Source organism: Kitasatospora sp. NPDC127067, from assembly GCF_042724755.1.
GTDB lineage: Bacteria > Actinomycetota > Actinomycetes > Streptomycetales > Streptomycetaceae > Kitasatospora > Kitasatospora lactacystinica.
Map to the genome: position 1 here is coordinate 33,595 of NZ_JBHXEM010000019.1, position 24,462 is coordinate 58,056.

General features: G+C 73.3%; 21 protein-coding genes and 3 pseudogenes. 12 read left to right on the forward strand and 12 right to left on the reverse strand.

Features of this window, described 5'->3' with window-relative positions; translation table 11 throughout:
* The first annotated feature begins 296 nt into the window (after positions 1-296).
* From ACFWJ4_RS10985 to ACFWJ4_RS10995, 3 genes are all read left to right on the forward strand, one after another.
* Entirely contained in the window at positions 297-764 is a 468-nt protein-coding gene (locus ACFWJ4_RS10985; protein WP_380541892.1) for a nuclear transport factor 2 family protein, read from the forward strand.
* A gap of 53 nt (positions 765-817) precedes the next feature.
* Positions 818-1,270: an ester cyclase gene (locus ACFWJ4_RS10990; RefSeq protein ID WP_380541895.1), complete on the forward strand. Its 453-nt coding sequence runs from the start codon at positions 818-820 to the stop codon at positions 1,268-1,270.
* A 149-nt stretch (positions 1,271-1,419) separates the two neighbouring features.
* A complete protein-coding gene (locus ACFWJ4_RS10995) occupies positions 1,420-1,725 on the forward strand; it encodes a GNAT family N-acetyltransferase (RefSeq protein ID WP_380352766.1) in 306 nt (101 codons plus the stop codon).
* Positions 1,726-1,846: 121 nt separating this feature from the next.
* On the opposite strand, the gene ACFWJ4_RS11000 is transcribed toward ACFWJ4_RS10995, so the two are convergent.
* On the reverse strand, positions 1,847-2,752 hold the full coding sequence (locus ACFWJ4_RS11000; protein ID WP_380542033.1) for an SDR family NAD(P)-dependent oxidoreductase: 906 nt from the start codon (positions 2,750-2,752) through the stop codon (positions 1,847-1,849).
* A 341-nt stretch (positions 2,753-3,093) separates the two neighbouring features.
* Positions 3,094-3,690 (reverse strand): TetR/AcrR family transcriptional regulator, encoded by a 597-nt coding sequence (locus ACFWJ4_RS11005; RefSeq protein WP_380541898.1) that lies wholly within the window; start codon positions 3,688-3,690, stop codon positions 3,094-3,096.
* Between the two features lie 160 nt (positions 3,691-3,850).
* Between ACFWJ4_RS11005 and ACFWJ4_RS11010 the strand changes: the two genes are divergently transcribed.
* Both ACFWJ4_RS11010 and ACFWJ4_RS11015 read left to right on the forward strand, forming a co-directional pair.
* The gene (locus tag ACFWJ4_RS11010) at positions 3,851-4,366 is read left to right on the forward strand and encodes a cupin domain-containing protein (protein WP_380541901.1); all 516 of its coding nucleotides are present in this window, start codon (positions 3,851-3,853) and stop codon (positions 4,364-4,366) included.
* Positions 4,367-4,636: 270 nt separating this feature from the next.
* A complete protein-coding gene (locus tag ACFWJ4_RS11015; RefSeq protein WP_380541904.1) occupies positions 4,637-5,434 on the forward strand; it encodes an SDR family NAD(P)-dependent oxidoreductase in 798 nt (265 codons plus the stop codon).
* A 41-nt stretch (positions 5,435-5,475) separates the two neighbouring features.
* Here the strand turns inward: ACFWJ4_RS11015 and ACFWJ4_RS11020 are convergent, their stop codons facing one another.
* Positions 5,476-5,763: a hypothetical protein gene (locus ACFWJ4_RS11020; protein WP_380541907.1), complete on the reverse strand. Its 288-nt coding sequence runs from the start codon at positions 5,761-5,763 to the stop codon at positions 5,476-5,478.
* A 319-nt stretch (positions 5,764-6,082) separates the two neighbouring features.
* Between ACFWJ4_RS11020 and ACFWJ4_RS11025 the strand changes: the two genes are divergently transcribed.
* Complete coding sequence (locus ACFWJ4_RS11025; protein WP_380541910.1) at positions 6,083-7,093, forward strand: hypothetical protein; 1,011 nt, start codon at positions 6,083-6,085, stop codon at positions 7,091-7,093.
* Complete coding sequence (locus ACFWJ4_RS11030) at positions 7,093-8,445, forward strand: cytochrome P450 (RefSeq protein WP_380541913.1); 1,353 nt, start codon at positions 7,093-7,095, stop codon at positions 8,443-8,445. Before ACFWJ4_RS11025 ends, ACFWJ4_RS11030 begins: the two co-directional genes overlap by 1 nt.
* Before the next feature lie 282 nt (positions 8,446-8,727).
* On the opposite strand, the pseudogene ACFWJ4_RS11035 reads toward ACFWJ4_RS11030, so the two are convergent.
* Positions 8,728-9,069, reverse strand: a pseudogene (locus tag ACFWJ4_RS11035) (alpha/beta fold hydrolase); the annotation flags it as partial.
* Between the two features lie 314 nt (positions 9,070-9,383).
* Complete coding sequence (locus ACFWJ4_RS11040) at positions 9,384-10,658, reverse strand: AAA family ATPase (RefSeq protein WP_380542036.1); 1,275 nt, start codon at positions 10,656-10,658, stop codon at positions 9,384-9,386.
* A gap of 678 nt (positions 10,659-11,336) precedes the next feature.
* Here ACFWJ4_RS11040 and ACFWJ4_RS11045 point away from each other — a divergent pair.
* Positions 11,337-12,404: a hypothetical protein gene (locus tag ACFWJ4_RS11045; protein WP_380541916.1), complete on the forward strand. Its 1,068-nt coding sequence runs from the start codon at positions 11,337-11,339 to the stop codon at positions 12,402-12,404.
* A 33-nt stretch (positions 12,405-12,437) separates the two neighbouring features.
* Here the strand turns inward: ACFWJ4_RS11045 and ACFWJ4_RS11050 are convergent.
* From ACFWJ4_RS11050 to ACFWJ4_RS11065, 4 genes and pseudogenes are all read right to left on the reverse strand, one after another.
* A pseudogene (locus ACFWJ4_RS11050) lies at positions 12,438-12,758 on the reverse strand (ATP-binding cassette domain-containing protein); the annotation flags it as partial.
* Positions 12,759-12,938: 180 nt separating this feature from the next.
* On the reverse strand, positions 12,939-13,652 hold the full coding sequence (locus ACFWJ4_RS11055; RefSeq protein ID WP_380541919.1) for a YoaK family protein: 714 nt from the start codon (positions 13,650-13,652) through the stop codon (positions 12,939-12,941).
* Positions 13,653-13,694: 42 nt separating this feature from the next.
* The gene (locus tag ACFWJ4_RS11060; protein ID WP_380542039.1) at positions 13,695-15,572 is read right to left on the reverse strand and encodes an amidohydrolase; all 1,878 of its coding nucleotides are present in this window, start codon (positions 15,570-15,572) and stop codon (positions 13,695-13,697) included.
* Between the two features lie 73 nt (positions 15,573-15,645).
* Positions 15,646-15,819, reverse strand: a complete 174-nt coding sequence (locus ACFWJ4_RS11065; RefSeq protein WP_380541922.1) for a hypothetical protein — start codon at positions 15,817-15,819, stop codon at positions 15,646-15,648.
* A 293-nt stretch (positions 15,820-16,112) separates the two neighbouring features.
* On the opposite strand from ACFWJ4_RS11065, the pseudogene ACFWJ4_RS11070 reads away from it, so the two are divergent.
* A pseudogene (locus ACFWJ4_RS11070) lies at positions 16,113-16,493 on the forward strand (isochorismatase family protein); the annotation flags it as partial.
* 285 nt (positions 16,494-16,778) lie between these two features.
* Complete coding sequence (locus tag ACFWJ4_RS11075) at positions 16,779-17,702, forward strand: VOC family protein (protein WP_380541925.1); 924 nt, start codon at positions 16,779-16,781, stop codon at positions 17,700-17,702.
* A gap of 70 nt (positions 17,703-17,772) precedes the next feature.
* On the opposite strand, the gene ACFWJ4_RS11080 is transcribed toward ACFWJ4_RS11075, so the two are convergent.
* The 3 genes from ACFWJ4_RS11080 to ACFWJ4_RS11090 all read right to left on the reverse strand — a co-directional run bounded on the left by ACFWJ4_RS11080 (position 17,773) and on the right by ACFWJ4_RS11090 (position 22,801).
* Positions 17,773-18,771, reverse strand: coding sequence for an alpha/beta hydrolase (locus ACFWJ4_RS11080; protein WP_380541928.1), 999 nt, complete (start codon positions 18,769-18,771; stop codon positions 17,773-17,775).
* A gap of 178 nt (positions 18,772-18,949) precedes the next feature.
* Complete coding sequence (locus tag ACFWJ4_RS11085) at positions 18,950-19,909, reverse strand: helix-turn-helix domain-containing protein (RefSeq protein ID WP_380541931.1); 960 nt, start codon at positions 19,907-19,909, stop codon at positions 18,950-18,952.
* A 165-nt stretch (positions 19,910-20,074) separates the two neighbouring features.
* Positions 20,075-22,801: a BREX system ATP-binding domain-containing protein gene (locus tag ACFWJ4_RS11090; protein WP_380541933.1), complete on the reverse strand. Its 2,727-nt coding sequence runs from the start codon at positions 22,799-22,801 to the stop codon at positions 20,075-20,077.
* Positions 22,802-23,266: 465 nt separating this feature from the next.
* On the opposite strand from ACFWJ4_RS11090, the gene ACFWJ4_RS11095 reads away from it, so the two are divergent.
* A complete protein-coding gene (locus ACFWJ4_RS11095; protein ID WP_380541936.1) occupies positions 23,267-23,425 on the forward strand; it encodes a hypothetical protein in 159 nt (52 codons plus the stop codon).
* Positions 23,426-23,784: 359 nt separating this feature from the next.
* Positions 23,785-24,456: a polyprenyl synthetase family protein gene (locus tag ACFWJ4_RS11100; protein WP_380541939.1), complete on the forward strand. Its 672-nt coding sequence runs from the start codon at positions 23,785-23,787 to the stop codon at positions 24,454-24,456.
* Positions 24,457-24,462 lie beyond the last annotated feature (6 nt).

Consider the following 24,462-nt stretch of genomic DNA (forward strand, 5'->3'; position numbering starts at 1 on the left):
CGCCTACACCCCTATGTAGAAATTTTTGCCCCAGAAACCCCCCACACCAACCCCGGTGCGGCCCCCGGGTCCCGGCGGGGGGGGGCCGCGGCCCCGCGCCCACCCTTCCGGCAGTGCCTCGTCGGTCCGGGCCCGTGCCGGTGCGCCGCCCGTGCGGTGCCGTCCTCACCACCGGAGCCCCCCGACGCACGCGGTCGCGGCTCCTGCCGGGCGGCGGCGCCTGTTCGTCCGGTTGCGGGGCCCTCGGCGCCGGTGCTCTCCTGCTGGTGTCAGGCAGTGCGACGATCGGAGCCGATGTGTCGTCCCCCGTTGCCGTTCCACCCCCGGAGGCCGCCGACCGGCTGGCCATCCGCCGGCTGGTCGACGCCTACGCCCACTGTGCGGACCGCCGGGATGCCGAGGGGCAGATGGCCCTGTTCACCGAGGACAGCCGCTTCCTGGTCCACATGGACGCCACGGCCGCCGAACCGACCCAGGAGCTGCGCGGACGCGCCGCCCTCGCACCGGTCTTCGCCGACCTCGACCGGTACCGGGCCACCACCCACTTCAACGGCCAGAGCACCGTGACCCTCGACGGGGACCGGGCCGAGGGCGAGACCTACTGCCTGGCGCACCACGTCTCGTCCGGCCCGGACGACGAGCGCACGATCATGATCGCGTCCATCCGCTACCTCGACCGGTTCGTCAAGCAGGACGGCGGCTGGTTCTTCGCCGAGCGCCGGCTGCTGGTCGACTGGACCGAGACCCGCCCCTGCAGGCCCTGACGCCCTGGCACCCCGGGCGACAATCCGATTGCCTCCACGGAAGGGGAAGTGCGATGGCCACCGACGCGGAGGCCGTGGTCCGGGCCGCCTACCACGCGGCCGAGGGCGACGTCCTCGACGTGCAGGGCTTCATCGACCTGTTCACCGAGGACGGGGTGTTCAACAACGTCGTCGCGGGCGAGAGCTACCGCGGCGAGCACCTCGGCGACCAGGTCGCCTTCATGGGCGCCCTGGCGCCCGACATCCACCGCGAACTCCACCGGGTCCACGTCATGGGCGACGTGGTCGCCGTCGAGCTGACGATCGAGGGCACCGTCACCGGCCCCTTCGAGACACCCGCCGGCACCGTGCGGGCCACCGGCGCCCGGCTCGGCATCCCCACCGCCGACTTCTGGTACGTCCGGAACGGGAAGGTCAAGGAATTCAACTGCTACGTCGGGCTCAGCGTCATGCTTGCCCAGCTGGGCGTGCACCCCGACTTCGCCTCCGCCGTCACAACCCCCTGACCACCTCCGGAAGCACGGGTACGGCACCCGACCGCCGGCAGCCGAGCACGCCGAAGCCGTCGCCTCGCCACGCCAACCGCGACAAATGTTGAGTTTTCAACTATAGTCAGGGGTGCCAACCAGGCGATCCGACCGCACGAGGAGGAACCATGGAGCAGTCCGTCACCGACAACACCGAGAAGTCCCGGTTCGAGATCCAGGACGACGGCGAACTCGCCGGCTTCGCCGAGTACCACCGCTCCGGCAACGAGATCGCCTTCATCCACACCGAGATCGACCCCCGCTTCGAAGGCCGCGGCCTCGGCAGCCGGCTGGCCCGCGCCGCCCTGGACGCCGCACGCGACCAGCAGCTCGCCGTCCTCCCCTACTGCCCCTTCATCCGCGGCTGGATCACCAAGCACCCCGAGTACGCCGACCTCGTCCCCGCCACCCACCGCGCCCGGTTCGGCCTCTGAACCCCGAAGCCGAAGGCGCCGGGCGGTCGGCGGGATCCGCTGCCGGCCACGGTCCGCCCGGATCAGCGGTGGCGCCGCTCCACCGCCTCGTACTCCACCGCCTCGTACTCCGCCGGGGGCCTCAGCCGGCGGTCGCGAGCAGGCCCTCCGAGAGCGTCCACAGCCGCCGGGCGCCCTCCGGGTCGACGGCGTAGCGGGCGACACCGAGCAGGGTGCCGGTTCGACGGTCCACCGTCCCGGTCTCGTTGCAGTCGGCGAAGTAGCGTCCGCCGACGCCGTCGAGCAGGGGCGAGGTGGCCAGCAGCACCGAGGTGGCGGCACCCTGTTCGACGGTCTTGAGCAGCTCGTCCGGGACCGTCCCGCTGCCGCGGCCGCCTTCGGTGTGGCGCTGGAGGTTGGTGTAGATGGCGCCGGGCATCAGGGCGTTGGCGGTGATGCCGTCCTCGGCCCAACGGCGGGTGGCCTCCACCGCGAAGAGGACGTTGGCGGTCTTGGACTGGCCGTAGGCGAGCCACGGGTCGTACGGGCGGAAGGCGAAGTGGACGTCGTCCCACACGATCGGCGACCGCTGGTGGGCGCTGGAGCTGACGGAGACGATGCGGGCGGCGCTGGCGGCGGCGAGCGCGTGGTGCAGTCCGGTGGCGAGGGCGAAGTGGCCGAGGTAGTTGGTGGCGAACTGCCACTCCCAGCCCTGCTCGGTGTACCGCTCCGGGCAGGCCATCACGCCGGCGTTGTTGACCAGGATGTGCAGCGGGCCCTGCCAGGCACCGGCGAGTGCCCGGACGGAGGCCGGGTCGGTGAGGTCCAGGTGGGCGACGTCCAGGTCCCGGTTGCCGGTCGACTCGGCGATGGTCCTGGCGACGCGCCGGTCCAGGGCCGTGCCGGAGCGGACCAGTTCGCCGTACAGCACGGGGTCGACCGGCGTGGCGAACACCAGGTCCAGGACGGCCCGGGCGGCCACCGCGGGCGGCCGGGCGGTCCGGCCGTGGTCGCCGAACCACGGCCGGGCGGTCGCGGTGTCGACCATGCCGGGGCAGACGGCGGCGATCAGGATGTCGGCGGCGAGGTCGCGCTCGCGCCGCTCGGCGGCCACCGCCCGTACGGCGGCGACCTGGGCCACCTTCGAGGGCACGTTCAGCCAGTGCGGCCGCCCCGCCTCCTCGGCGGTGCGGTGGTGGACGGCGCTGCGCCAGGACTCGGCGGCGTACTCGACCTGGTCGAGGTCGGCGCCGTCGAACAGGTGCCGCAGCCGGGCGTCGAGGCGGCCGAGGGTGCCCAGGCTGCCGGCCACCACGAGCAGCCGGGCGCCAGGGCGCAGCTGCGGGGCGAAGTCGCGGCAGCACGGCGTGGGTGGCGGTGTTGGAGAGTTCAATCCGCTCGACGCGGCCAGCAGGTCATCATCTGGCCGGCGACGGTGTGGAGCGCTTCGCGCGGCACACCCGAGACGGCCTGGACGGCGAGCCCTTGGACGAGCGTGACCAGGAGCCGCGCGAGGGCCGAGGGGTCGGAGCCGGGAGGCAGGCCGTCGGCGGCGGGGAAGGAGCTCAGCCGGTCGGCCAGGCACGTCACCCCGTCCTCCCGGAGCCTGGCCAGGTAGTCCCGGGCCTCGGCCGAGCGAGGGCTCACAGCGAGCGCGCCCTGCACGACCAGGCAGCCGTGCGGGGTGTTCTCCCCGGCGACCGCCTCCACGGCGGAGTGCAGGACAGTGCGCGCCAGCGCCTCGGCGGTCGGCTGGTCGAGGGCTGCCTGCAGATAGGCTCCCGGGCCGGCCATGTAGCGTTCGACCGCCTTCCGGAAGAGGGCCTCCTTGTCCCCGAACGCCGCGTAGATGCTGGGGGCGCTCATCCCCATGGCCGCCGTGAGCTCGGCCATGGCGGTGCCCTCGTAGCCCCGCGTCCAGAAGGTCAGCATGGCCGCTTCCAGCGCGAGTTCGGGGTCGTAGCCGCGGGGTCGACCACCCGGCATGAGCCTTTCCTGCCTTTCCTCACCCATCGGCGTTCGGCGACCCCATGGAGAGTTGAGGCCTCCCTCAGCCTATCGACGGTCCTGTTGACACGTCCCCACGCGCGCGGAATAGTTTAGTAACGATCGTTAGGATACTCTGCTCGGCAACGCAGGAGAGGCCATGAGCCTGATCGATCCCTACGTGACGGACCCCCGGTACACCAGGCGCGGCGCGGTCTACGTGCCCTCCGGACAGGGGGAGACGGCCTGGGTGTTCGCCGACACCTACACCCTCAAGGTCGGCGGCCAGGAAACCAACGGGGCGCTGACGTTCCTGGAAGCGACGGTGCCGCCCGAGGGCGGGCCGGCGCCGCACGTCCACAACGACCACGACGAAGCGTTCTACGTGATCTCCGGGGAGCTGGAGTTCCTCAACGGCGACGAGACCGTCACCGCCGGGCCCGGCGGCTTCTTCTTCGTCCCGCGCGGCACCCGGCACCGCTTCCGCAACCGCGGCTACCACGCGGCCAAGATGATCTTCTTCTTCACCCCGGGCGGCATCGAGGAACTCCTCCTCGCCGACGCCACACCGGCCCGGCCCGGAACGGCCCCGCCCGTCCGGCAGCTCAGCATCGCGGAACCCCCGACGGAGCTGATGGAGCGCTACGCCACCGAGATCCTCCCCGACCCCAGCTAGAACCACCGAGACGACTCGGCCGCCCGCGCAACACGATCCCGCACGGCACGGGCGGCACGCATGGCACGGGCAGTAGGCGCCGTAGCTGGGCATGGTTCGCGGTCCTTTCGGGCACGGACACGGAGGTGGCGGCTGTGCGAGCCCGCCGGCCCCGGTGTCGGGGGTGCGGTGATCGAGCCGATCACCGTCACCGACCCCGGGTGCGGATCGTTCAGCCTGCTGGCGGCCCTGCCCGATGACCGCCGGGGGCCGGGACCCGGAAGGAAGAACATGGAGCTCGTCGGAGACACCGCCATCGTCACGGGCGCGTCGAAGGGCATCGGCTACGCGATCGCCGACCGCCTGATGAGCCGTGGCGCCGACGTGGTCGTCACTGCCCGCAACCGGTCCGAACTCACCGCGGCCGCCGCCCGGCTCACCGCGGCCCACGCCGACGACGGGACCCGGGCCGTCCCGGTGGTCGCCGACGTCAGCAGGTCCGCCGACATGACGGCCCTGTTCGACCGGGCCATCGCCGAGCTCGGCAGCGTCGGCATCCTGGTCAACAACGCCGGCAACAGCACTTTCGACCTGACCGAGAACCTGCCCGAGGACGACTTCGACGCGGTCGTCGCCACCCATCTCAAGGGCACCTACCTGGGCACCAAGGCCGCGATCAACCACATGAAGACCATCGGCGGCGGGGTGATCGTCAACCTCGGCGCGGTCGACGGTTTCGCCACCACCCGCGGCAACGCCCACTACTCGGCCGCGAAGGCCGGCATCGCCAAGTTCACCGAAGCCACTGCCCTGGAAGCCGGCCGGTACGGCATCCGGATCAACGCCGTGGCGCCGGGTGCGGTGCAGACCCCGCTGGCCCAGGAGTTCACCACACCGGAGTTCGAGGCAGCCTGGCACCGCACCTTCGCCATCGACCGGATGGGCCGGCCGGACGACATCGCCAAGGCCGTCGTCTTCCTCGCCTCCGACCACGCCGACTGGATCACCGGCATCACCCTGCTCGTCGACGGTGGCACCCACCTGCGCGGCCTGCCCGACTACGCCGACTTCCTGCTGCCCGGCGCCTGACCGCCTCGTGGTGGTGCGCGGGGCGGCACGATGACGGACCGTCAGCCGGTCGCTCGCCCGTTGGGATGGCGGGGAGAGGTCGACCGGAACCCGGCAGGCAACCGGACGGGGCGGGCCAGTTCGCGGGCGCCGGCGTCCAGACGGAGCCGCTGCACGAGACGGCCCACCGTCGCGCCTTCCCCCTCGAAGAGCCGGTGCAGGTAGCGCACGGAGATGTGGTGGGCCCGGGCAACCCGCTCGGGCGACAGTTCCGGGTCGCCCAGGTGGTGGACGATGTACTCCCGCACCCGCCGGACCAGATGGGCGTTGCGGGCGCCGAAGTCCCGCACGCGCGCTACCGGATTGGCGTGGGGACGCGACGACGCCTCGGGTCATCTGACGGTCCTCCCGGAACAGACGACCCGCCGATCCTCTCCGGCAGGTTCACCACCGGAGGAGGCACGGGTGCACGCGGAGCGGCCGTACAGCGACGGCGAGGCGGCCGGCAGTGCGCCGAGAGACAACCACGGATGCGCGCACAGTCCACCACCCCGCCCCGGCCCGAACTAGCTTCGGCCTCCTCACGCAGGCCGGCCGGGCAACGCCACGTAGGCGTCGCAGAGCGGGAAGGCCAGCCACGCTCCCAACCAGACGAAGGCCGGCGCAGCGATGACCGAGCTCCGCGACGGGCGACCGTACGGCACCCCGGACGACTTGTGGTGCCCCTTTCCCTCCCTGACGAACCCCCACGCCGAACAGGCCGACCGGCAGAGCCTGGCGTGGCTGGCGCACCACCGGCTGCTGGACGGGCGCCTCCGGCAGTCCGACCGGATCGGGCGCCAGCGCAGCGGCCACCTGGCGGCACGGACCAACCCCGAGGTCTCCGCCGGGATGCTGCGCCTGCTGTCCGACTGGTACGTCTGGCTCTTCGCCTTCGACGACGGGTACTGCGAGGACCGCGAACACGGCCATCGCCCCGGGCCGTTGGCCCGCACGACCGCTCTCCTCGCCCGGGTGATCGACCCCGATCCGCCCGGCGGCAGGATGTCCGGCGGCGGGCTGTCCGGACCAGCCGGCGCCTTCGCGACGGCCCTGCGGGAGATCCGGGACCGGGTCGCCGCGCAGGCCTCGCCATCGCAGCTGTTCCGGTGGGAGTGCACGGTCCGCGACTACCTCTCCGCCCAGGTGTGGGAGGCCGCCAATCGCGAGGCGGGCACGATGCCGGGTCTGTCCGAGTACGTGGCCATGCGCAGGCACGCCGGGGCGACGTACACCTGCCTCGCCCTGGTCGACTTCGCGGCCGGCCGCGAAGTCCCGGCCGCGGAGGCGGACGGGCCCTCGCTGCGCAGGCTCAGGGACCTCACGGCGAATCTGGTGAGCTGGGACAACGACCTGTACTCCCACGCCAAGGAGACCGCGGGCGGCCAGGGCCGCCACAACCTGGTCGAGGTCCTCGCCCGCCACCACCGCTGTTCTCCGGCCGAGGCCCGACGGTCGGCCGTCGCCATGCGGGACGCCGAGATGCGCGCGTTCATCGAGCTGAGCCGAACCGTCCGCGCGAACGGCGGCGAGGCGGCCTCCGCGTACGCCCGGAGCCTGGGGCTGTGGCTGCGCGGACACATCGACTGGTCCCGCGGCAGCTCCCGGTTCGACGTGCCGGCCCCCACGGCGAGGCCCTGATGCGCGAGAACGACGCCCCGCCCGTCACGGTGCCGTGCGCGCCGGGCCGCCTGCCCCCGCTCGGACACCTGCTCCCACTGCTGACCGACCCTCTGCCTTTTCTCCAGTCACTGGCCGACCACGGCCCGGTGGTACGGATCCACTTGTGGCGCACGCCGGTTCACGTACTCACCGATCCCGAGCTGGTCCACCGGCTGCTCGTTCAGGACGCCGCGAAGACCGAGAAGGGCTTCGTCTTCGACAAGGCCCGTGGCCTGCTGGGCAACGGCCTGTTCATCTCCGAGGGCGCGTTCCACCTCCGCCAGCGGCGCCTGGTGCAACCGGCCTTCCACCGCGACAGCGTCCGCCGCTACGCCGCGTCGGCCGCACGACTGGCAGCGGCGGCGGTGTCCCGCTGGGGGCCCGAGCGGCCGGCGCCGATCGAGCCGCGGATGCACCGCCTCGCCCGGGACATCGTGGTCGAGGCACTGTTCGCCACCCGCCTGAGCGACGCCCAGAAGGCCCGGATCGACCGGGCCGTGCCCGTGGTCCTCACCGGCTTCGTCCAGCGGGCGCTCTATCCTTCGCCGCTGCTGGAGAAGCTGCCCGTACCGGCCAACCGGCGCTTCGACACGGCGGTCCGGGACCTGCGCACCACGGTGGACGAGATCGTCGCCCGGGCCGCCGTCCGGCACCAGGGCCCGGACGAGACGCTGCTGTCCCTGCTGCTGACCGCCCGCGACGAGGAGACCGGCCTCGCGATGGCACCGGCTCAGGTCCGGGACGAGGCGGTCTCGCTGCTCCTGGCCGGCACCGAGACGACCGCCACCACGCTCGCCTGGCTCTTCCACGAACTCGCCCGGCACCAGGACCTGCAGGACGAGCTGAGCGAGGAGGTGCGCACCGTCGCCGCCGACGGCGCCGTGTCCTGGGAGGACCTGCCGCGCTTGGAACGCACGGGACACGCGATCAGCGAGACCCTCCGGCTCCACACCCCCAACTGGATCCTGATGCGCCGGGCGATGGAGCCGCTCCAGTACGGCGGGGTCGTCCTGCCCCCGGGGGCGGAGGTCCTCTTCAGCCCGACCGCGCTGCACCGCTCCCCAGAGCTCTACCCCGACCCGTCGCGGTTCGATCCCGACCGCTGGCGCCATCCCACGGGCCACGCCCGACCCGGGCTGTTCATCCCCTTCGGCGCGGGCCGGCACAAGTGCGTCGGCGAGTCCTTCGCCCGGGCCGAGATGCTCGTCGTCGCCGCAGCCGTCCTCGCCCGCCTACGACTCCGGCCCGCCACGGCCACCCCCCTCCGGGAGAACGCCAGCGCCGCCACCGTCCGCCCGCGCGGCCCGCTGATCATCGCCGAACCACGGTGAGCAGCCGGGCGCGGCGAAGCCGTCGCTCCGTCACGCATCGACGGCGACATATGCCCTACTGCCCCTTCATCCGCGGCTGGATCACCAAGCACCCCGAATACGCCGGCCTCGTCCCCGCCACCCACCGCGCCCGGGTCGGCCTCTGAACCCCGAAACCGAACGGGGGATTCCCTACTCGTGTCGGTTCCTCACCTGCACCGGTTCCTCGGGGACGGGCGCGGGCGGCGGACGGTCCTTCCCCGCCCGCGCGCGTCGGATGGTCCCGGCTCGAAAGGCGTTCCGTCAGTGCTCGGCGGCCTGTCGGATGAAGTCGGCCACCGCGTCCGGACTGGAGACGTAGACGGCGTGACTGCCGGGCACCTCGGAGGTGCGGGCGCCGGCCCGCTCGGCCATGGCGCGCTGGGCGGGCGGCGGGATCATGCGGTCGTCGGCCGCCACCAGGTACCAGCTGGGCTTGGTGCGCCAGGCGGGCTGGGAGACGGCGCCGGCGAGGGCGTCGACGCCCCACGGAACCTGGGAGTCGGCCATGAAGGCGGCCAGCTCGGCGGGAACGTCGGCGGCGAAGGAGGCGGCGAACTTCTCCCGGTCCAGGAACAGGAAGCCGTCGGGCCCGGGCCGGGTCGGCGAAGGTGGTCCGCAGCAGGTGCAGGGTGTCCGGGACCGCCACGCACCTCGACAGCGTCACGTCGAAGTCGGCCCACAGTTCGCTTCTGCCGCCGTGGACGCAGACCATCAGCAGGGTGGACAACGCTTCGAGAAGAGTGGCGTCGGTCAGATCGTACGGTTCGGGCAGCAGCGAGATCGCGCCGTGCAGCAGCCGGTGGGCGGTGTCGATGTCCCCGTGGCTGTTGAGCAGGTACATCGCGGTGGCCACCGCGGCGGCCGGCGAAGCCGCCTCCGGGGCAACCTGCCGGGCGGTGTCCAGCCGAACCGGCACCTCACGCAGCTCGCCGGTGAGGCTGGCGCCGACGTACGCGGCCTTCGCGAGCCGCCGGGCCTGGTCCGCCCCGGTCGGGCTCAGGTCGGCGGCCCGGACCAGCGCCGCCACAGCGCTCGGCCCGTCGCCCCGGCGGGCACCGAGCTCTGCGGACTCCTCCAGGAGTGCCGCGATCCGTTCGTCCGGCTCGACCGCGGCGAGTGCCAGGTGCCGAACGCGTTGCTCGGCAGCCGCGCCCCAGGCTTCCGCGAGCGCGCGGTGCACATGGCGCCGCTGGTCTCCGGTCGACAGCCCGACGACCGCCGATCGCACGAGCGAGTGCCGGAACTCCAGCCGGCCCGTCGTCTCGTCGATGCGGACGAGTTGTCCGCGCTCCGCCGGGGCCAGGTGCTTCAGGTCGCACCGCCCGGTCACCGCCCGGCGCAGCACCAGCAGGTTGCCTGTGCCTTCCAGCGCCGCCACGAGCAGGAGGTGCCGGGTGACCGCCGGCAGGCCCCTGATCCGCGAGGCGAACGCGGCCTGCAGGCGCTGGGTGAGCGGAAGGCGGGTCGGCAGGGGACTGTCGGCGGCCCGCTGGGCGTCCGTGAGCCCGGTCGGCAGCTCCAGCAGCGCCAGCGGGTTGCCCTCGGCCTCGGCCATCAGCCGGCGCCTCACCCGTGGGGCCAGCGCAGGGAAGCGGCGGACGAGCAGTTCCTCGGACGCGGCCTCGCCGAGGGGCCGCAGCTCGTGCAGGGGGAGTCCGACGTGGTCGAAGAAGCTCTCCTCCCCCGAGCGGACCGCGCAGACCATCCCCGTGCCCGTTCCGGGCAGTCGACGCGCCACCCGCTCCAGGACGACGGCGCTGACGGCGCTGGCCCCGTCGAGCCCACTGCGCGTCGTCCAGCACCATCAGGGTGGGCCGGGTGAGCGAGAGCGACTCCACCAGGCACAGCACCGCCCGCGCCACGTCCTCGTGCCCGGGCGCCGTTTCCCGCTCCAGACCGAGGACCACGGCGAGGGCCGGTAAGTCCGCGGCCGCCGCCCGACACTCGGGAGCCGACGCCACCAACTGTCGCAGGGCACCGTAGCCTGCCTGCGCCCGGAATTGCGCACCCTCGCTCCGCAGTACCCGCAGTCCGGCCGCCCCGCCGGCCCGGCACATCTCGGCGAGCAGCGCGGTCTTCCCCACACCCGGCTCTCCCACCAGCACCAGCGACCCGCCGGTGCGCGGGATGTCCGCCAGGAAGTCACCAAGCCGCCCCAGTTCGTGCTCGCGACCGACCAGCCTCTCGTCCATCCCCCAAGTCAAACGCCCGGACGGGTGCTGCCGCCGGGAAACGCGTCAGCCGACGGCGGCGATCGGGGCCTCGGAGAGCTCCCCGGGCGCTTGGCGCCCGCCGGGTCGAGGGCGGCGCGGCGGGCGCGTAGGAAGTCGCCCAGCGCGTTGTCGTGGGAGGTCTGGTCGCCACCGCCACGGTCCCGTGCCTGGTACCGGCGTGCATGGGCAGCGTCCTTCCTGGCCCCCGTGACCCCGGCGCCACGGTGGAGGAGCGGCCACCGAAGAAGGCCCCGGAGCCGGCCCCCGTGGCCGGCCCGCCCGTCGCACGACCGGAGCAGCATCGTGATCACCGATGTGACCTTCCCCAGCGCCGGCCTGAACCTCGCCGGTCACCGGCGCCGCACACGTCGACCTCTACGACAAGGCGCAGTACGTCACCCCGCCGTCGCGAAACCGGCCGACTTCTTCGGCACCCACCTGGCCGCGGCCGGGTAGCCACGCCCCGGGCACCGGCCGGTCGGCCGCGTGCATCCGCAGGCATCCGTAGGCATCCGTAGGCAAGCGTCCGTGCGCTCACGGCACCGTCGCACGCCTCCGGCGGCACTAGCGTGCGGATGCCGGGGCGGCCTCCCGCAACGGCTTCGGACCCGCCCCGGCGTCTGCCCGCCGGGGCACCCAGAAGAGGGAGACGACCCGATGGGATCGCAACGCGTACCCGTCCTCCGCGACGCAGTCGCTCCCGCACCGCGCGTGGCGGGAGTGGTGCTGGCCGGACTCGGCCTGGCGGTCGGGCTCTCGGCCTCGCCCGCCGTGGCGGCCACCGAGGGTGGCTGGATCAACGAGGGCGGCCCCGCGCGGTCCCCGTCGGCCATGACCGCCCTCTGGCACGACAACGAGACGTACGAGGCCGCCCGCGGCGAGGACAACCGGATCTGGTGGCGGCACGGCAACGGGAGCTGGCAGCAGATGCCGGGCGACGCCCGCACCCACCGCCCGCCCACGCTGGCGGTCGGCGACGTGGACGCCCGCACCCAGCGCCTGGTCATGTTCCGCGTGGGCGACGACGGCGCCGCCTACTACAGCTTCCTCCAGGACCGGAACACCAACCGGTGGACCGGCTGGAGCCGGGTCCCCGGCATCCTGCACCTCACCGGCAGGGTCTCGGCGACCTACACCACCGACGGCATCCAGCTGGGAACCGAGGTCAACGGCTGGCTCTACACCCAGCGGATGGACCTCCGGCCCGGCCGGCCGCGCTTCCGGCCCGACTGGGAGATCCAGCACTTCCGAGGCCCGGACATCGCCCTCTCCAGCAACTTCACCTTCACCGCCGGGGAACAGGAGTTCTACGCCTCGCGGGGCCTGACCAACACGGTCGGCATCGCCCGCACCCGCCCGGGCGACGGCAGGAACGCCCGGTACACCGAACTGCCCGGCGGCGGCCGGTGCGAGTCGCTGGCGATCGGCCGCGGCGGTGACCCCGGGCACCTCGCCACCAGCCCCTTCGACCCGGGCTACGCCGCCCAGCAGAACATGGCGATCGGCTGCATCAGCCCCAGCGACCACCAGCTCTATCTCAACCGCTCCACCGACGGCGGCAACACCTGGTCCGGCTGGGCCCACAGCTCCGGCGGTCCCTCCCCCTCGGGCGCCGCACCCGAGATCCACGGCTTCCCTGGCGGCGAGGTCTTCGCCGTCCTCTCCTGGGGCAGCGACACCGCGCCCTTCAAACGCCACATGATCGTGATGAAGCGCGTCATGTGACACCCGCTCGGCGACGGGCGGGGCAGCGGGCGGTCAGCGGTGGCCGACCGGGGTGTCCAGGCGCAGGGTGCCGAGGCCGACCGTCGCCAGCGCCGCGCGCAGTTGCTCCGGGTCGGCGAGTGGTGCGGCCAGGTGCAGGTTCGCGGCGACGGTCGTGTCGGCGAGCCAGTCGTCGGCCTCGACCAGGGTGAGCACGTCGGCGACGTCCTCGGCGGGCAGGTCCGCGACGGGAGCCGCACCCAGCCGCACCTTGCCGGAGGTGATCGGCAGCCGTCCGGCCAGCTGCCCGAGGAGCGTGGACTTCCCGCTGCCGTTGGTGCCGGCGACGACGAGCAGCCGGGGAGCACGAAAGGTGAACGAGAGTGGCCGATGACCTGGGCGGGCAGGCCCGCCACCGCCTCGACATCGGCGGTCAGCCGGGCGAACAGGGTTCCGCCCCGAGGGCGCACGGTCCGCGCGGGTTGCGTACCGGGAAGCGGCACTCCCGCCATCGCAGCCGCGATGGCGGGAGTGGGAATCCGATGGAGCGCCACCTCACTCCCGGTAGAGCAACACGGTGACGCCGGCCAGCACCGCGCTGGCCACCAGGGCCCAGGCGATCTGCCCGTGCAGCACCAGGACCGCGCCCGGGGCGGCGCCCGCCAGCATGGTGGCGACCGCGAGGATCCTGCGACGCTGGCGCGGCGCGGTGCCACCGGCCAGGCGGGAGTCGGCCGCCAGGCCCGTCAGGGTGAGGGTGAGCACGGTGGTGGTGAGGTCGGGTACGGCGAGGCCGCGCACGGTGCCGTTGCGGATGCCCATCGCCAGGGCCACCACGGCGATCACGGCGTACCGCACGGAGCCGTCCGCGCCCCAGGCGAAGGCGAGGGCGGCGGCCACGCCGTGCAGCGCGACCTCCAGGACCAGGGCCGTGCGCAGCCACCGGCCACGCCGGGGGGATGCCTGCCGTGCCACGAGGCGGCCGGCCAGGACCGCGCCGAGCAGGAACGCGGCGAGGGAGGTCAGTGAGCCCGCGACGGAGAACCCGGGGGCTCCGGCCAGGGCGAAGGCGATGACGACGACGTTGCCGGTCATGTTCGCCGTGAAGACGTGGCCGAGGCCGAGGTAGCTCACGGCGTCGATCAGGCCGCTGACCGCGGTGAGGGCGAACAGGGCCAGCGCCAGCGGATGCCGGTCCTGGACCTGCGGCCCGGGAGGCGGCGGCTGCGGTCGGGCCGCGGCGCCGGGATCGTCTGCGGGCGTGGTCATGGAGTCTCCTGCTTGAATTGACGCACTTCAGGAAAAGGACTTTCAGAAGAAGCACGGGTCCAGCGGCGCCGAACCCCGACCGGGGAGGGCGAGACCGCGGGCTTCGCGCCAGGCGCGCTGCTCGTCGGAGGCCGCCGCGGCCGCCGCCACCCGCTCGGCCTGGTGGACGCCGGCCAGGCTGGGAGCGGGGGTGGCGTGATAGCCGCCGAACCGGGTGACCGGGCTCCACGACGGCGCCACCGCGGGCAGGTCGGGGGCCAGCCCCTGGTGCTCCTGGGCGCCGTGCACGATCCGTCCGCCGACCACGGTGAGGACGGACTCGATGTGCGGGATGTCCGGCTCGGGCACGGTGAAGTAGTCCGCACCGAGGATCGCGAGATCCGCGTAACTCCCCACCTTCAGCCGCCCCTTGACCGCCTCCTCGCCGGTGGGCCGGGCGCCGCCCAGGGTGTAGAGCTCCAGCGCCTGTTCCCGACCGAGCCGGTTGTGGTCGGCGGCGAGCCGCCGTCCGCTGACCGCGCGGCCGGAGACCAGCCAGTGCAGGGCGACCCAGGGGTTGCAGGAGGAGACCCGGGTGGCGTCGGTGCCCGCCGCGACGGTGAGGCCTCGGCTCAGCATGGCGCGCAGCGGCGGTGCCTCGGCCGCCGCCGGGACGCCGTAGCGGGCGACGAACGCCTCGCCCTGGAAGGAGAGACGGTTCTGCACGGAAACGGCGCCGCCCAGGGCTGCGATCCGGTCGAGGCTGTCCGGGCTCACCGTCTCCGCGTTGTCGAAGAGCCAGCGGTTGCCGTGCGGGAAGAGGCCGTCGGCTGCGAGCTTCTCGAAGACGGCGAGGTCGCGGCGGGTGGTCTCGTCGTAGGTGGCGTGCAACCGGAAGCCCCACCCGTTCTCCATCAGCAGCCGGACGGCCTTCTCGAACTCCGTCTCGCAGGAGCCCAGCTGCGGCCGGGGCTCGGTGAAGTTCTCGAAGTCGGCGGCAGCCCAGGTCAGGTTCTCCCCGGCGCCGTTGAGACGCAGCCAGGCGTCGCCGTCACCGGGGCGCACCGTGCCGACCCAGCGGGTGAGGTCGTCCAGTTCCTGCCCGGCGGTCTGCGGGAAGAGGTGGTAGGCGATCCGCAGCGTCAACTGCCCCTGACGGGCCGGCTCCATGACGGTGGCGTAATTCTCCGGGAAGCTCTGGAAGCCGCCGGCGGCGTCGATCGCGAAGGTGAGGCCGAAGCGGTTCAGCTCGCGCAGGAAGTGCCGGGTGGAGCCGGCCCGGTCGACCTCGTCCAGCGCCGGCGCCTTGGCCAGCGTGGAGTAGAGCAGGAGCGCGCCGGGCGCGGCGATCAGAAGGCCCGTCGGTTCGCCGGCGTGTCCGCGGACGATCTGGCCGCCGACCGGGTCCGGGGTGGCCCGGGTGAAGCCGGCGGCGCGCAGCGCGGCGCGGTTGAGCAGCGCCGACTGGTAGAGGTGCAGCACGAAGACGGGGGTGTCGGGCGCCGCGGCGTTGAGCTCTTCCAGGGTGGGCAGCCGCCGTTCGACGAACTGGTCCGCGGACCAGCCGCCCACCACTCGCACCCACTGGCCGGGCGGGGTGCGCTCGGCCTGGACCCGGAGCATGGCCAGTGCCTGACGCAGCGTCGGTACGCCGTCCCCGCGCAGCTCCAGCACGTAGTTGAGACCGCCCCGGATGACGTGCAGGTGCGCGTCGTTGAGCCCTGGGACGGCCCGGCGGCCTAGCTCGTCGACGACCCGGGTGTCCGGGCCGACCAGCGCGGCGACGTCCGCGTCGTCACCGACCGCGCTGATCAGTCCGTCCCGGACGGCCACGGCGGTCGCCCGGGGCCGGTGCGGGTCGTTGGTGTACACCTTGGCGTTGCGGACGACCAGGTCGGCGGGCTGGTCCGGGGTGCCGGGGTGGATCCCGGCGACAGGCATGCTGGACAACGGAGTTCCCCTTCGGGCGGTGGCGGCCGGCGGGCTGGCAGGTGCAGTCGGGGTGCGCGCCGGGTCAGTGGGCATCGAGCGCGGCGGGCGGCAGGGTGAACCGCGGCTCCGAGCTGTCGGCGGGCCGCGGAGCGGGCGCGATGGCCGGGCTCGCCCTGATCCGCTCGCACTCGGACGCGGCCCGCCCCGTGGCGGGGTCGACGGTCACCTCGCCGAGGCCGGAGATCCCGAACTGCAAGAGGTGCCGCCTTCCCACTGGCAGAACGGCCCGGTTGGGGCCGCCCCGGCGAACCTAAGCAGCCTGCGGTGTCCGGAGTGCCTCCGCAGCGCACCGTCGGTTGCCCCGCAGTGCACGGCGCATGTCACCGCCCCGGGGCGTGCCGTCTGTGCAGTGTCGGAACAGCACCGGGCACACGGCGAGCAGTCGCGTCGGGCCGACGCGCACTAGCGTCGAAAGTATGGCGCTCCGCCGATCCGGCAGGTATCTGACGCTTCGTCAACTCTCGTATTTTTGAAGGAGAAAGAAGAATCATGGTCGACTTCACCAAGGTCCATGCCACCCCGAGCCCCGATCTGCTCACCCCGGACAACGCGATGATGCTGTTCGTTGACCACCAGCCGCAGATGTTCTTCGGCACCGGCAGCGGCGACCGCACCGCCATCATCAACTCGACCGTCGGCCTGGCGAAGGCCGCGAGGATATTCGACGTGCCGGTGGTGCTCTCCACCGTGGCGGCGAAGTCCTTCTCCGGACCGATCCTCCCGCAGCTGCAGGCGGTCTCCCCCGAGCAGGAGGCCATCGACCGGACCAGCATGAATGCCTGGGAGGACGGGGCCCTGGTCGAGGCGGTCAAGGCGACCGGCCGCAGCAAGATCATCCTGTCGGGCCTGTGGACCGAGGTCTGTCCGGTGCACTGACGGACAGCTTCCCCGCTTTCGTCCGCGTAGCGTGAGAGTCGACCGGAACGCACAAAGCGGTATCGGACGGTCCGCCAAAATTCTTTGGACACAGAAACTTCTGAGCCCGACCAGGCGAGCCCGCACACGATTGCCGACGCCCACCGGCTCCGCCGACGGCGTGCTCGGCTCCGCGCCGGCCACACCCTTGGATGGGCTTTCTCCGACCAGCCGCGGACCCGAACCCCCGTCGTCCGGCACAACGGGCGCCCGGCACGAACGACGACCAGGAGGTCCCCCATGATGCAGGGCTTCACCCGACGGCTGGTTCCGTTGGTGGCGGCGATGGCCGCGCTGACGGCGATCCCCACCGCTTCGGTGGCCCAGAGCGCCCCGACCGGTCCGCCGGGCTCGACTCGCCGGCTCGCCGTCGGCGAGCAGTACGACTCCACCCACGTGTACGTCGCGCCGGGTACGGAGCAGGCGTTCGTGACGAGCTGGGTGGCCACCTTCGGGGGCACCACGATCGGGCCGGTCTCCACCCAGGTGACCCCGACGCCCAGCCGGACGCAGTCCGAGCTGGTTCTGTCGCCGGTCGGCACGCTGTCGGTGTTCGACTACACCACGCCCGTCCCCTACCCGTTCGGCACCGAGCGCACCGGCTGGCTCGTCACTGACCTCGCCCGGGCGGTCCGGACCGCCCGGGCCGACGGTGCCGCGGTGACCGTGACACCGTTCGACGATCCGATCGGCCGGGACGCTGTCATCCAGTTCCCCGGCGGGATCAGCGCCCAGCTCTACGTGCACACCACACCACCGTCGTACCCGGCTCTGGCCAGCATTCCGGAGAACCGGCTCTACCTGTCACCGGACGCGGTCGGCGCCTTCCTGCGGAGCTACCTCTCCTTCACCGGGGGCCGGATCGTCTCCGACGACCGGCGGGCCGACGGCGCCGGGATCGGCCGTCCCGGGACGGCGTACCGACTCGTCCGCCTCACCTCCGGCTTCGGCGCCACCGCGGTCACGGTGACGGACGGCCACCTGCCCTCCCCGTTCGGCCGGGAACTCACCGGCTACCGCGTGCCCGACCTCGACGCGACTCTGAACCGGGCCAGGGACGCCGGCGCTTCGGTGCTGTGGGGGCCGGTCACGACGAGCGGCCGGGTGAGCGCGATGGTGCAGTTCCCGGGCGGCTACATCGCGGAGGTCCACGCCGACCGGTGACGGTGCGCCGGATGACGCGCCATCACCGGTCGGGCCGCCGGTGGGAGGCCGGGCGCCGCGTCGCCCGGCCTCAGCAGGAACCGCGGTGCAGGGCCACGTGCACGGTGTCGACGGCCTGTATCAGCGCGGCCCGGGCGGTGCCGGTGGGATGGAGCCCGTCGAGGAGGAGGAAGCCGTGCACAGCACCTTGGTAGCGCGTCGCCACCACCGGGACGCCCGCCACCCGGAGCCTGGCGGCGTAGGCCTCGCCCTCGTCCCGCAGCACGTCGGCCTCGGCGGTGACCACGAGCGCCGGGGGAAGCCCGGCGAGCTGGTCCAGGGTGGCCCGCAGCGGCGCGGCGGCGACCTCCCGCCGCCGGTGCGCCTCGGGCAGGTAGTCGTCCCAGAACCGGCGCATGTGGTCGCGGTGCAGGAAGTACCCCGTCGCGAACCGGAGGTAGGACGGGGTGTCGAAGTCCGCGTCGGTCACCGGGCACAGCAGCACCTGGTGCACCAGCCGTACGTCCCCGCGCTGCCGGGCGAGCAACGTCAGGGCAGCCACGAGATTGCCTCCCGCGGAGTCGCCGACGGCGGCGATCCGGTGTCGCGCCAGGCCGATCTCGTGGCCGTGCGCGTGGATCCAACGGGCCACGGCGTAGCACTGCTCGACGGCCATCGGATAGCGGGCCGCGGGCGCCCGGGCGTAATCCACGTACACCACGGCGGCGTCGGTTCCCAGGGCGAACTCCCGGATCAGCCGACCGTAGGCGGCGGCGTCGCCGAGCGACCAGCCGAGGCCGGGCAGGAACAGCACCACGGGGCTCGGCTCGGCGGCGCCGACAGGCCTGATCACCTGGACGTGCACCCGCCCGGTCGGCCCGCAGGGCAGCGCGAGCCACTCCGACGTGGTGCCGTACGGATCGTCCGGCTCCCTGCCGGCCGACGCGACGACGTCCCACGCCTCGTCCGCGGCGAGGAGGGAGAGGTCCGGGAATTCCGTCGCCGCCTTGCCGGCAGATGCGTCCAGGAATTCCTGGAGCGCCCGGTCGAGCACCGGTCGTCGGCCGTGCGCGGGGGTGGTGTCGGACAACTCTTCACTCCTGGCGTGATCGGATGGGCACTACGACGCGTGGCGCGCACCCGCTGCACGCCGGGCGGAATGCCGGACGCGCCGTCCCACGCCGCGCACACGCCGCTCGACCGTACGGCCGGGACGGCGGCCGTGGTGTCCTGTCCGTGCACGGATTACGGCCGCGGCGGGCATTTCGTCAACCGGCGTCGGCGGTCCGGAGCGCGCGCCACTCGCGCGGCGAGACTCCGTAGGCGGCCCGGAAGGCCCGGCTGAAGTGCGCCGGGTTGACGAAGCCCCACCGCTGGGCGACCGCCGACACCGTCGGCGCAGTACGGCCGCGGCGGCCCAGCTCGCGGGCGCACGCGTCCAGCCGACGCCGCTGGATGAGCCGGCTCACCGTCACTCCCTCGCTCTCGAAGAGCCGGTGCAGGTACCGCACGGAGATGTGGTGGGCCCGCGCGATCGCCTCGGGCGACAGCTCCGTATCGCCCAGGTGGCGGTCGATGTGCTCCCGCACCCGGCGGACCAGGTGGTCGTTGGGAGTGCTGGGCCCGTCGGCCGTCCGCGCGGCGGTCAGCTGGGCGACGAGCGTGCTCAGCAGGTCGGCGACACTGCCGGCCAGCCGGTCACCGACCGGCGCCGAGTAGGAGTGCACGGACGCCGCGAGGGCCTTGAGGAAGGGCAGCAGCACCGATCCGCACCCCTCGGCCGGGGCGACGGCCGTCCCCGCCACCTGCTGCAGCTCGCGCTCCGGCACGTCCAGCGACCGGCGCGGCAGGTGGAACAGATGGGTGCGGAAGCTCTCCGGGTAGTCGACGGAGTACGGCCGTGCCGTGTCGTACAGGAAGAGCCCGCCTGCCGGCACCTCCGCCCGGCGTCCGTCCTGCTCCAGCACGGCCCGGCCCGACACCTGAACCCCGACCCCCACCTGCGGCTCGGTCCGCGGGGCCCGCGCGATCAGCGCCGCCGTACGGAAGACCCGCACCGCATCCGCCTCCAGCGTCGAGATCCGGACGTACCCGAGCCGGTGGGACGCCAGGATCCCCTCGAACGGCCGACCGGCGAGCGGGACCACCTCCACCGGCACCAGCGTCCGCGACATCGCCCCGCTCCAGAACGCCGCCTTCTCGTCGTCCGGGACCGACGCGGTCGTCACCTGCAAGCCCACCTGACCGCCCTTTCGCCGAAACCCTGCGAAGTCAAGCCTGACCTGCGGGCCTGGAGACCTGTTAGGTCATCTGACTGTCGGGCTGCGGCGGTACGCTGCGGGACCGGTCCGGTGCACGGGGAGCACAACGGGCCGACCCGGCATCCCGGCGGCTCAGTCGGTACCGAGGGCGCGGGCAAGCGCGGCCCGCGAGGTGATACCGAGCTTCGGGAAGACCTTGTAGAGGTGCGCGCCGACGGTACGGGGCGACAGCTGGAGCCGTTGGCCGATCTCCTTGTTGCTCAGGCCGGTGGCGGCCAGCCGGGCGATCCGCAGCTCCTGGCCGGTCAGCGCGGCCGCATCCGGGGCCGCTCCACCCGGCGACGGTGCCACCTGGTCGCCCGCGGCCCGCAGCTCCTCCTCGCACCGCTGCGCCCACGGATCCGCCTGGAGGCGCCGGAACACGTGGTGCGCCGCGCGCAGCGACTCCCGGGCCCCGGGACGGTGGCGCCGTCGCAGCCACGAACCGTGGGCGAGCCGCAGTCGGGCGAGGTCGAACACCCACTGCCCGGCGCCCGGCACGGCGTACGCGGCACGGTAGGCGGCCTCGGCCTCGTCGTCCTCGGCGGCCAGGGCGGTGGCGGCCGCCAGCAGGAAGGCGTGCCGGCCGGAAATCTCCGCGGAGCCCGCCGCCCGCCCCGCCGCGACGTGTGCCCGTGCCTCCTCACGCCGACCGGTGTACACGGCGACCGTCGCCAGGTCGAAGACCAGCGTGTGGTGCCAGGGCGGTCCACTGGGCAGCCGGCCGGGCGGAGCGATCTCGCAGAAGAGCGCGTACGCCTCCTCGTAGCGTCCGTGGGCCAGGGCGACCAGGCCCCTCAGGTGGGTCAGCCGGTCGAGGACGAACCGCATCCGGGCGCGCGTGGCCGTCGGCCTGATGGCCTGTTCGACTTCCCACAACCCGGCCTCGTCGCCCCGCCCGGCCAGGAAGTGGGCGTAGTACTGGCGGAAGATCAGGGCGTTGGTGCGGTAGCCGAGATCGTCCGCGATCTCGGCTTCGCGCAGACAGCGGGCCGCCTGGTCCCAGTGGCCGAGCAGGAAGTCCTGGTGGCTCTTGGCCTTCGCCACCGAGCCCTGGGTCGCGTAGCCGTGCAAGCCGGTGAAGCGCTGCCACAGGTCGAGCTCGGGGCAGTCGAGCGCCGAGGCGGTCCACAGCAGGAGCCAGGCCGCGCCCGCCTCCTGCTCCTCGGTCAGGTCCTCGGCCACCGCCCGTAGCGCGGCGGCCGCGTCCGTGCCCGGGTCGGTCCAGGCCCGCAGGCACAGACGGCCCGCCTCGGAGACGTGCTCCCGGTGCCGTTCCAGGGCTCGCCAGGCCCAGGGGTCGTCCGTGTAGGTGGCGGCCAGGAGCAGTTTGAAGTAGGCCTGATCCACCAGCCCGCCGAAGTCGTCGGCGCCCGGTGCGGTCAGCGCGTCGAGGGCCGCGGGCAGCAGGTCGGACGAGGACTCGAACTCGACGTGGTGGCTCTGGTCGACGTAGACCACCGCGTACGCGAACAGCGGGGCGACGTCCTTCGGCACCGTGCTGGCCTTCAGTTCCCCCACCAGGGCGGCGGCGTGGCGCAGTTGCCCGCCGCGGGCGGACATCACCGCGGCCCAGGTGAGCCTGCGGGCGCGCTCGCAGGAGCTGGAGCTGAGGACGGCGGCGCGTTCGAGCAGCAGCGCGCCCTCCGCATCGCCGCCGCGCCGGGCGAGGTCGCGGCCGGCCTCCTGAAGGCGGTACGCGAGGTCCTCGTCGGGCAGCAGCGCGGCGGACGCCTCGTGGACCAACCGTCGGGGGTCGTCCGGGGCGAGGGTTTCCGACAGGGCCCGGTGCGCCTCGCGACGGGCGGTGTCGGTGGCCGAGGAGACGACGGCGGTACGGACCAAGGGGTGCCGGAACAGCAGCTGTCCGGAGGCGTCGATTCGGGCCAGGCCGTCCGCTTCGATCCGCTCCAGGATCCCCCGCGCGTTCTCGTCCGCGAGGGCGCGCAGCCACGCTCCGCTGCCGGAGTCCGGGCCGGTGGCCAGCGCGCCCAGCAGCAGGAGGCGGCCGACCTCGGGCGCCACCGTTCCCAGCCGTTCGGTGAACATCCGCTCCAGCTTCCGCCCCAGCGGCAGCCGTTCGGGCAGCGGAGCGGCCCCGCGCTGCTGGGCGGCCGCCAGTTGGCGCGGCAGCTCCACCAGTGCCAGGGGGTTCCCGGCCGCCTCCGCCAGCACGCGATCCCGGGCGGGCGCGGCGAGTTCGGGGTAGCAGGTGCCCAGCAGCAGCGCCGCGTCCGTCCGAGGCAGGGCGGCCACGTCGACGGCTTCGGCCGACCAGGCCTGAGCGGCCGGTCTGCCCGGGCGGGTGGCACCGGCGATCACCACCGGCAGCTCGGCGCAGCGCCGGTGGAGGAAGGCGAAAACGGTCGCGCTGGAGGAGTCGATCCAGTGCAGGTCGTCCAGGAGCAGCAGCACGGGGGCGGTCCGCGCCGCCTCCTCCAGCAGCGCCAGCACGGCGGCACCGACGGCGAACCCGCTCGGAGTACCGGAACGGACACCGAGCGCACTCTCCAGGGCGTCCTGCTGGTGGGCGGACAAGGCGCCGGAACGCTGGAGCAGCAGCCAGAAGGCCTGGTGGAGGGCTCCGAATGCGAGGTCCGTCTCCGCCTCCGTACCGACCGCCCGCAGCACGGTGAACCCTCGCTCGCGCGCCGCGCGCTCCGCCCAGGCCAGCAGCGTGCTCTTACCGACGCCCGCCTCGCCGCGCAGCAGCACAGTGGACCCGCTCGCACCGTCCACCGCCTGGACCAGGGCCGCGGTCAGCAGTTCCGTCTCCCGCTGCCGCCCGACCAGGGCCGGGTTCAGCCCGCCGTCCACCACTCTCGCCCTCCTCGGGTCCGCCCGGCCCGTTCCGTGGGCACCCAAGGTTACAGCCCGTCAGGACCTCCAACCATGGCGCCTGCCGCGGCTTGGAGCAGGGCGATGGGGCGGAGCCGTCGGGCGGCCACAGCGGTCGCGCTCGCCCTGCACCTCACCCCTGTCGACCCCAACCCGCTCGCGGTCTCCTCGAAGACCTCCTCACCGGCATCCACGGCGGCTGGATCCTCCACAGCGAGGACGCCGTCCTCTCCCCCTGGTGGTCCCGGTCAGCGAGGTCGGGGTGCATCGGCACGACAGGGAGTCGACTGGCCGTCAGCTCTCATTCCCTCCTGGGACATCCCCCGTGCACTGACGTACAACCGTTCGGGCTCCCGCCTCCGTCCAGCGTTCCAGTCAGTCCCGGCCCCTGGCGCACCCGCAGTCGGCGGATGGCCGGCGGCCCACTTCCCTGAGAGGAGAACTGCGGTGTCGCAGAACATGCTTGAGGAGAACACCTTCGACGTGATCGAGGCGGCGGAGCGCCTGCTGGAGGGTGAGCAGCCCACCGACCCGAGCGCGCCGTCGTCCTGCATGGACCAGCGGATCGCCGCCGTGATGGGCAACGGGTTCTACACCTACTGCTGATCGGTGCTCCTGCCCGCGCTCGCCCGGCACCTCCCCGGGCTAGTGCGGGCCCTCCCCCGCACCGCAAATGGCCGCCGGAGCGCCGGCGGGCCCGACCGCAAGGACACATCGATGAGTCCCACCGAGATGGCCGAACCGCTGACAGTTCCCCCCGACTGGTTCGCGGCCGTGGGCGCGGAGATCGCCGTGGTGCTGGAGGATCTGCGCCGCGACCGCCCGGGCCTGGCGGACGCGGTCGCCGGCCTGCTGGCGGCGGACGGCGGCGGCCGAAGTCCCTTCCGTCTCCTCGGCATGGCCGTCCTCGGGGCGATCACCGGCGAGCCCCGGCCGGCGGCCGCGGTGTGTGCGGTCTCCCGGCTGTGGCAGCCGTGGCCTGCGGGAGCACACTGCCCCACTGGGTGGTCGGCCGGCAGTCGACAGCCCCGGACATCCGCCTCGCCTGGGAGCAGGAGCTGGTCCGCACCGCGCTGGACACGTTGGAGGGCCAGTTGGCCGACATCGCCGAGCCGATGGACAGCGCCGTGACGTGGCGGTCCGTGATGGTCTGCTACCGGGGCAAGAGCGGTGCCGCCTACGGCCGCGACGCGGTGCTGGCGGCCAGGCTCGCCACGGACCGGCCGGAAGCACTGCGGTCCTGGCGGACCTTCGGCGAACTCTTCGGCGTCCTGCGACAGCTCGCCAACGACGGAGTCCCCAGCCCTGCGCAGGAGTTCGAGGATCTGGCCAACGGCACCCGCACCCTCCTGCTGGCCCACGCCCTCGACGTCGCAGCACCGGCGCACCGGGAGCACCTGCTGGAGCTACGTGCCCGGGCCGGCACCGATCCGGGCGCCCGCGGGGAGCTGCGGGCCGCGCTGCGGGATCCGTCCGTCCTCGACGGATACGGGCGCCGGGTCGAGTCGCTGCGGCAGCACTGCTGCGCGGTGCTCGACCGGCTCGCTCCGCACGGCCCGTACCGGGAGCTGCTGCACGGTCTGGTCCACACCTCCGCCCGAGCGGTGCCGAACGGAGTTTCCCCGTGCGGGAGTTGATCGACC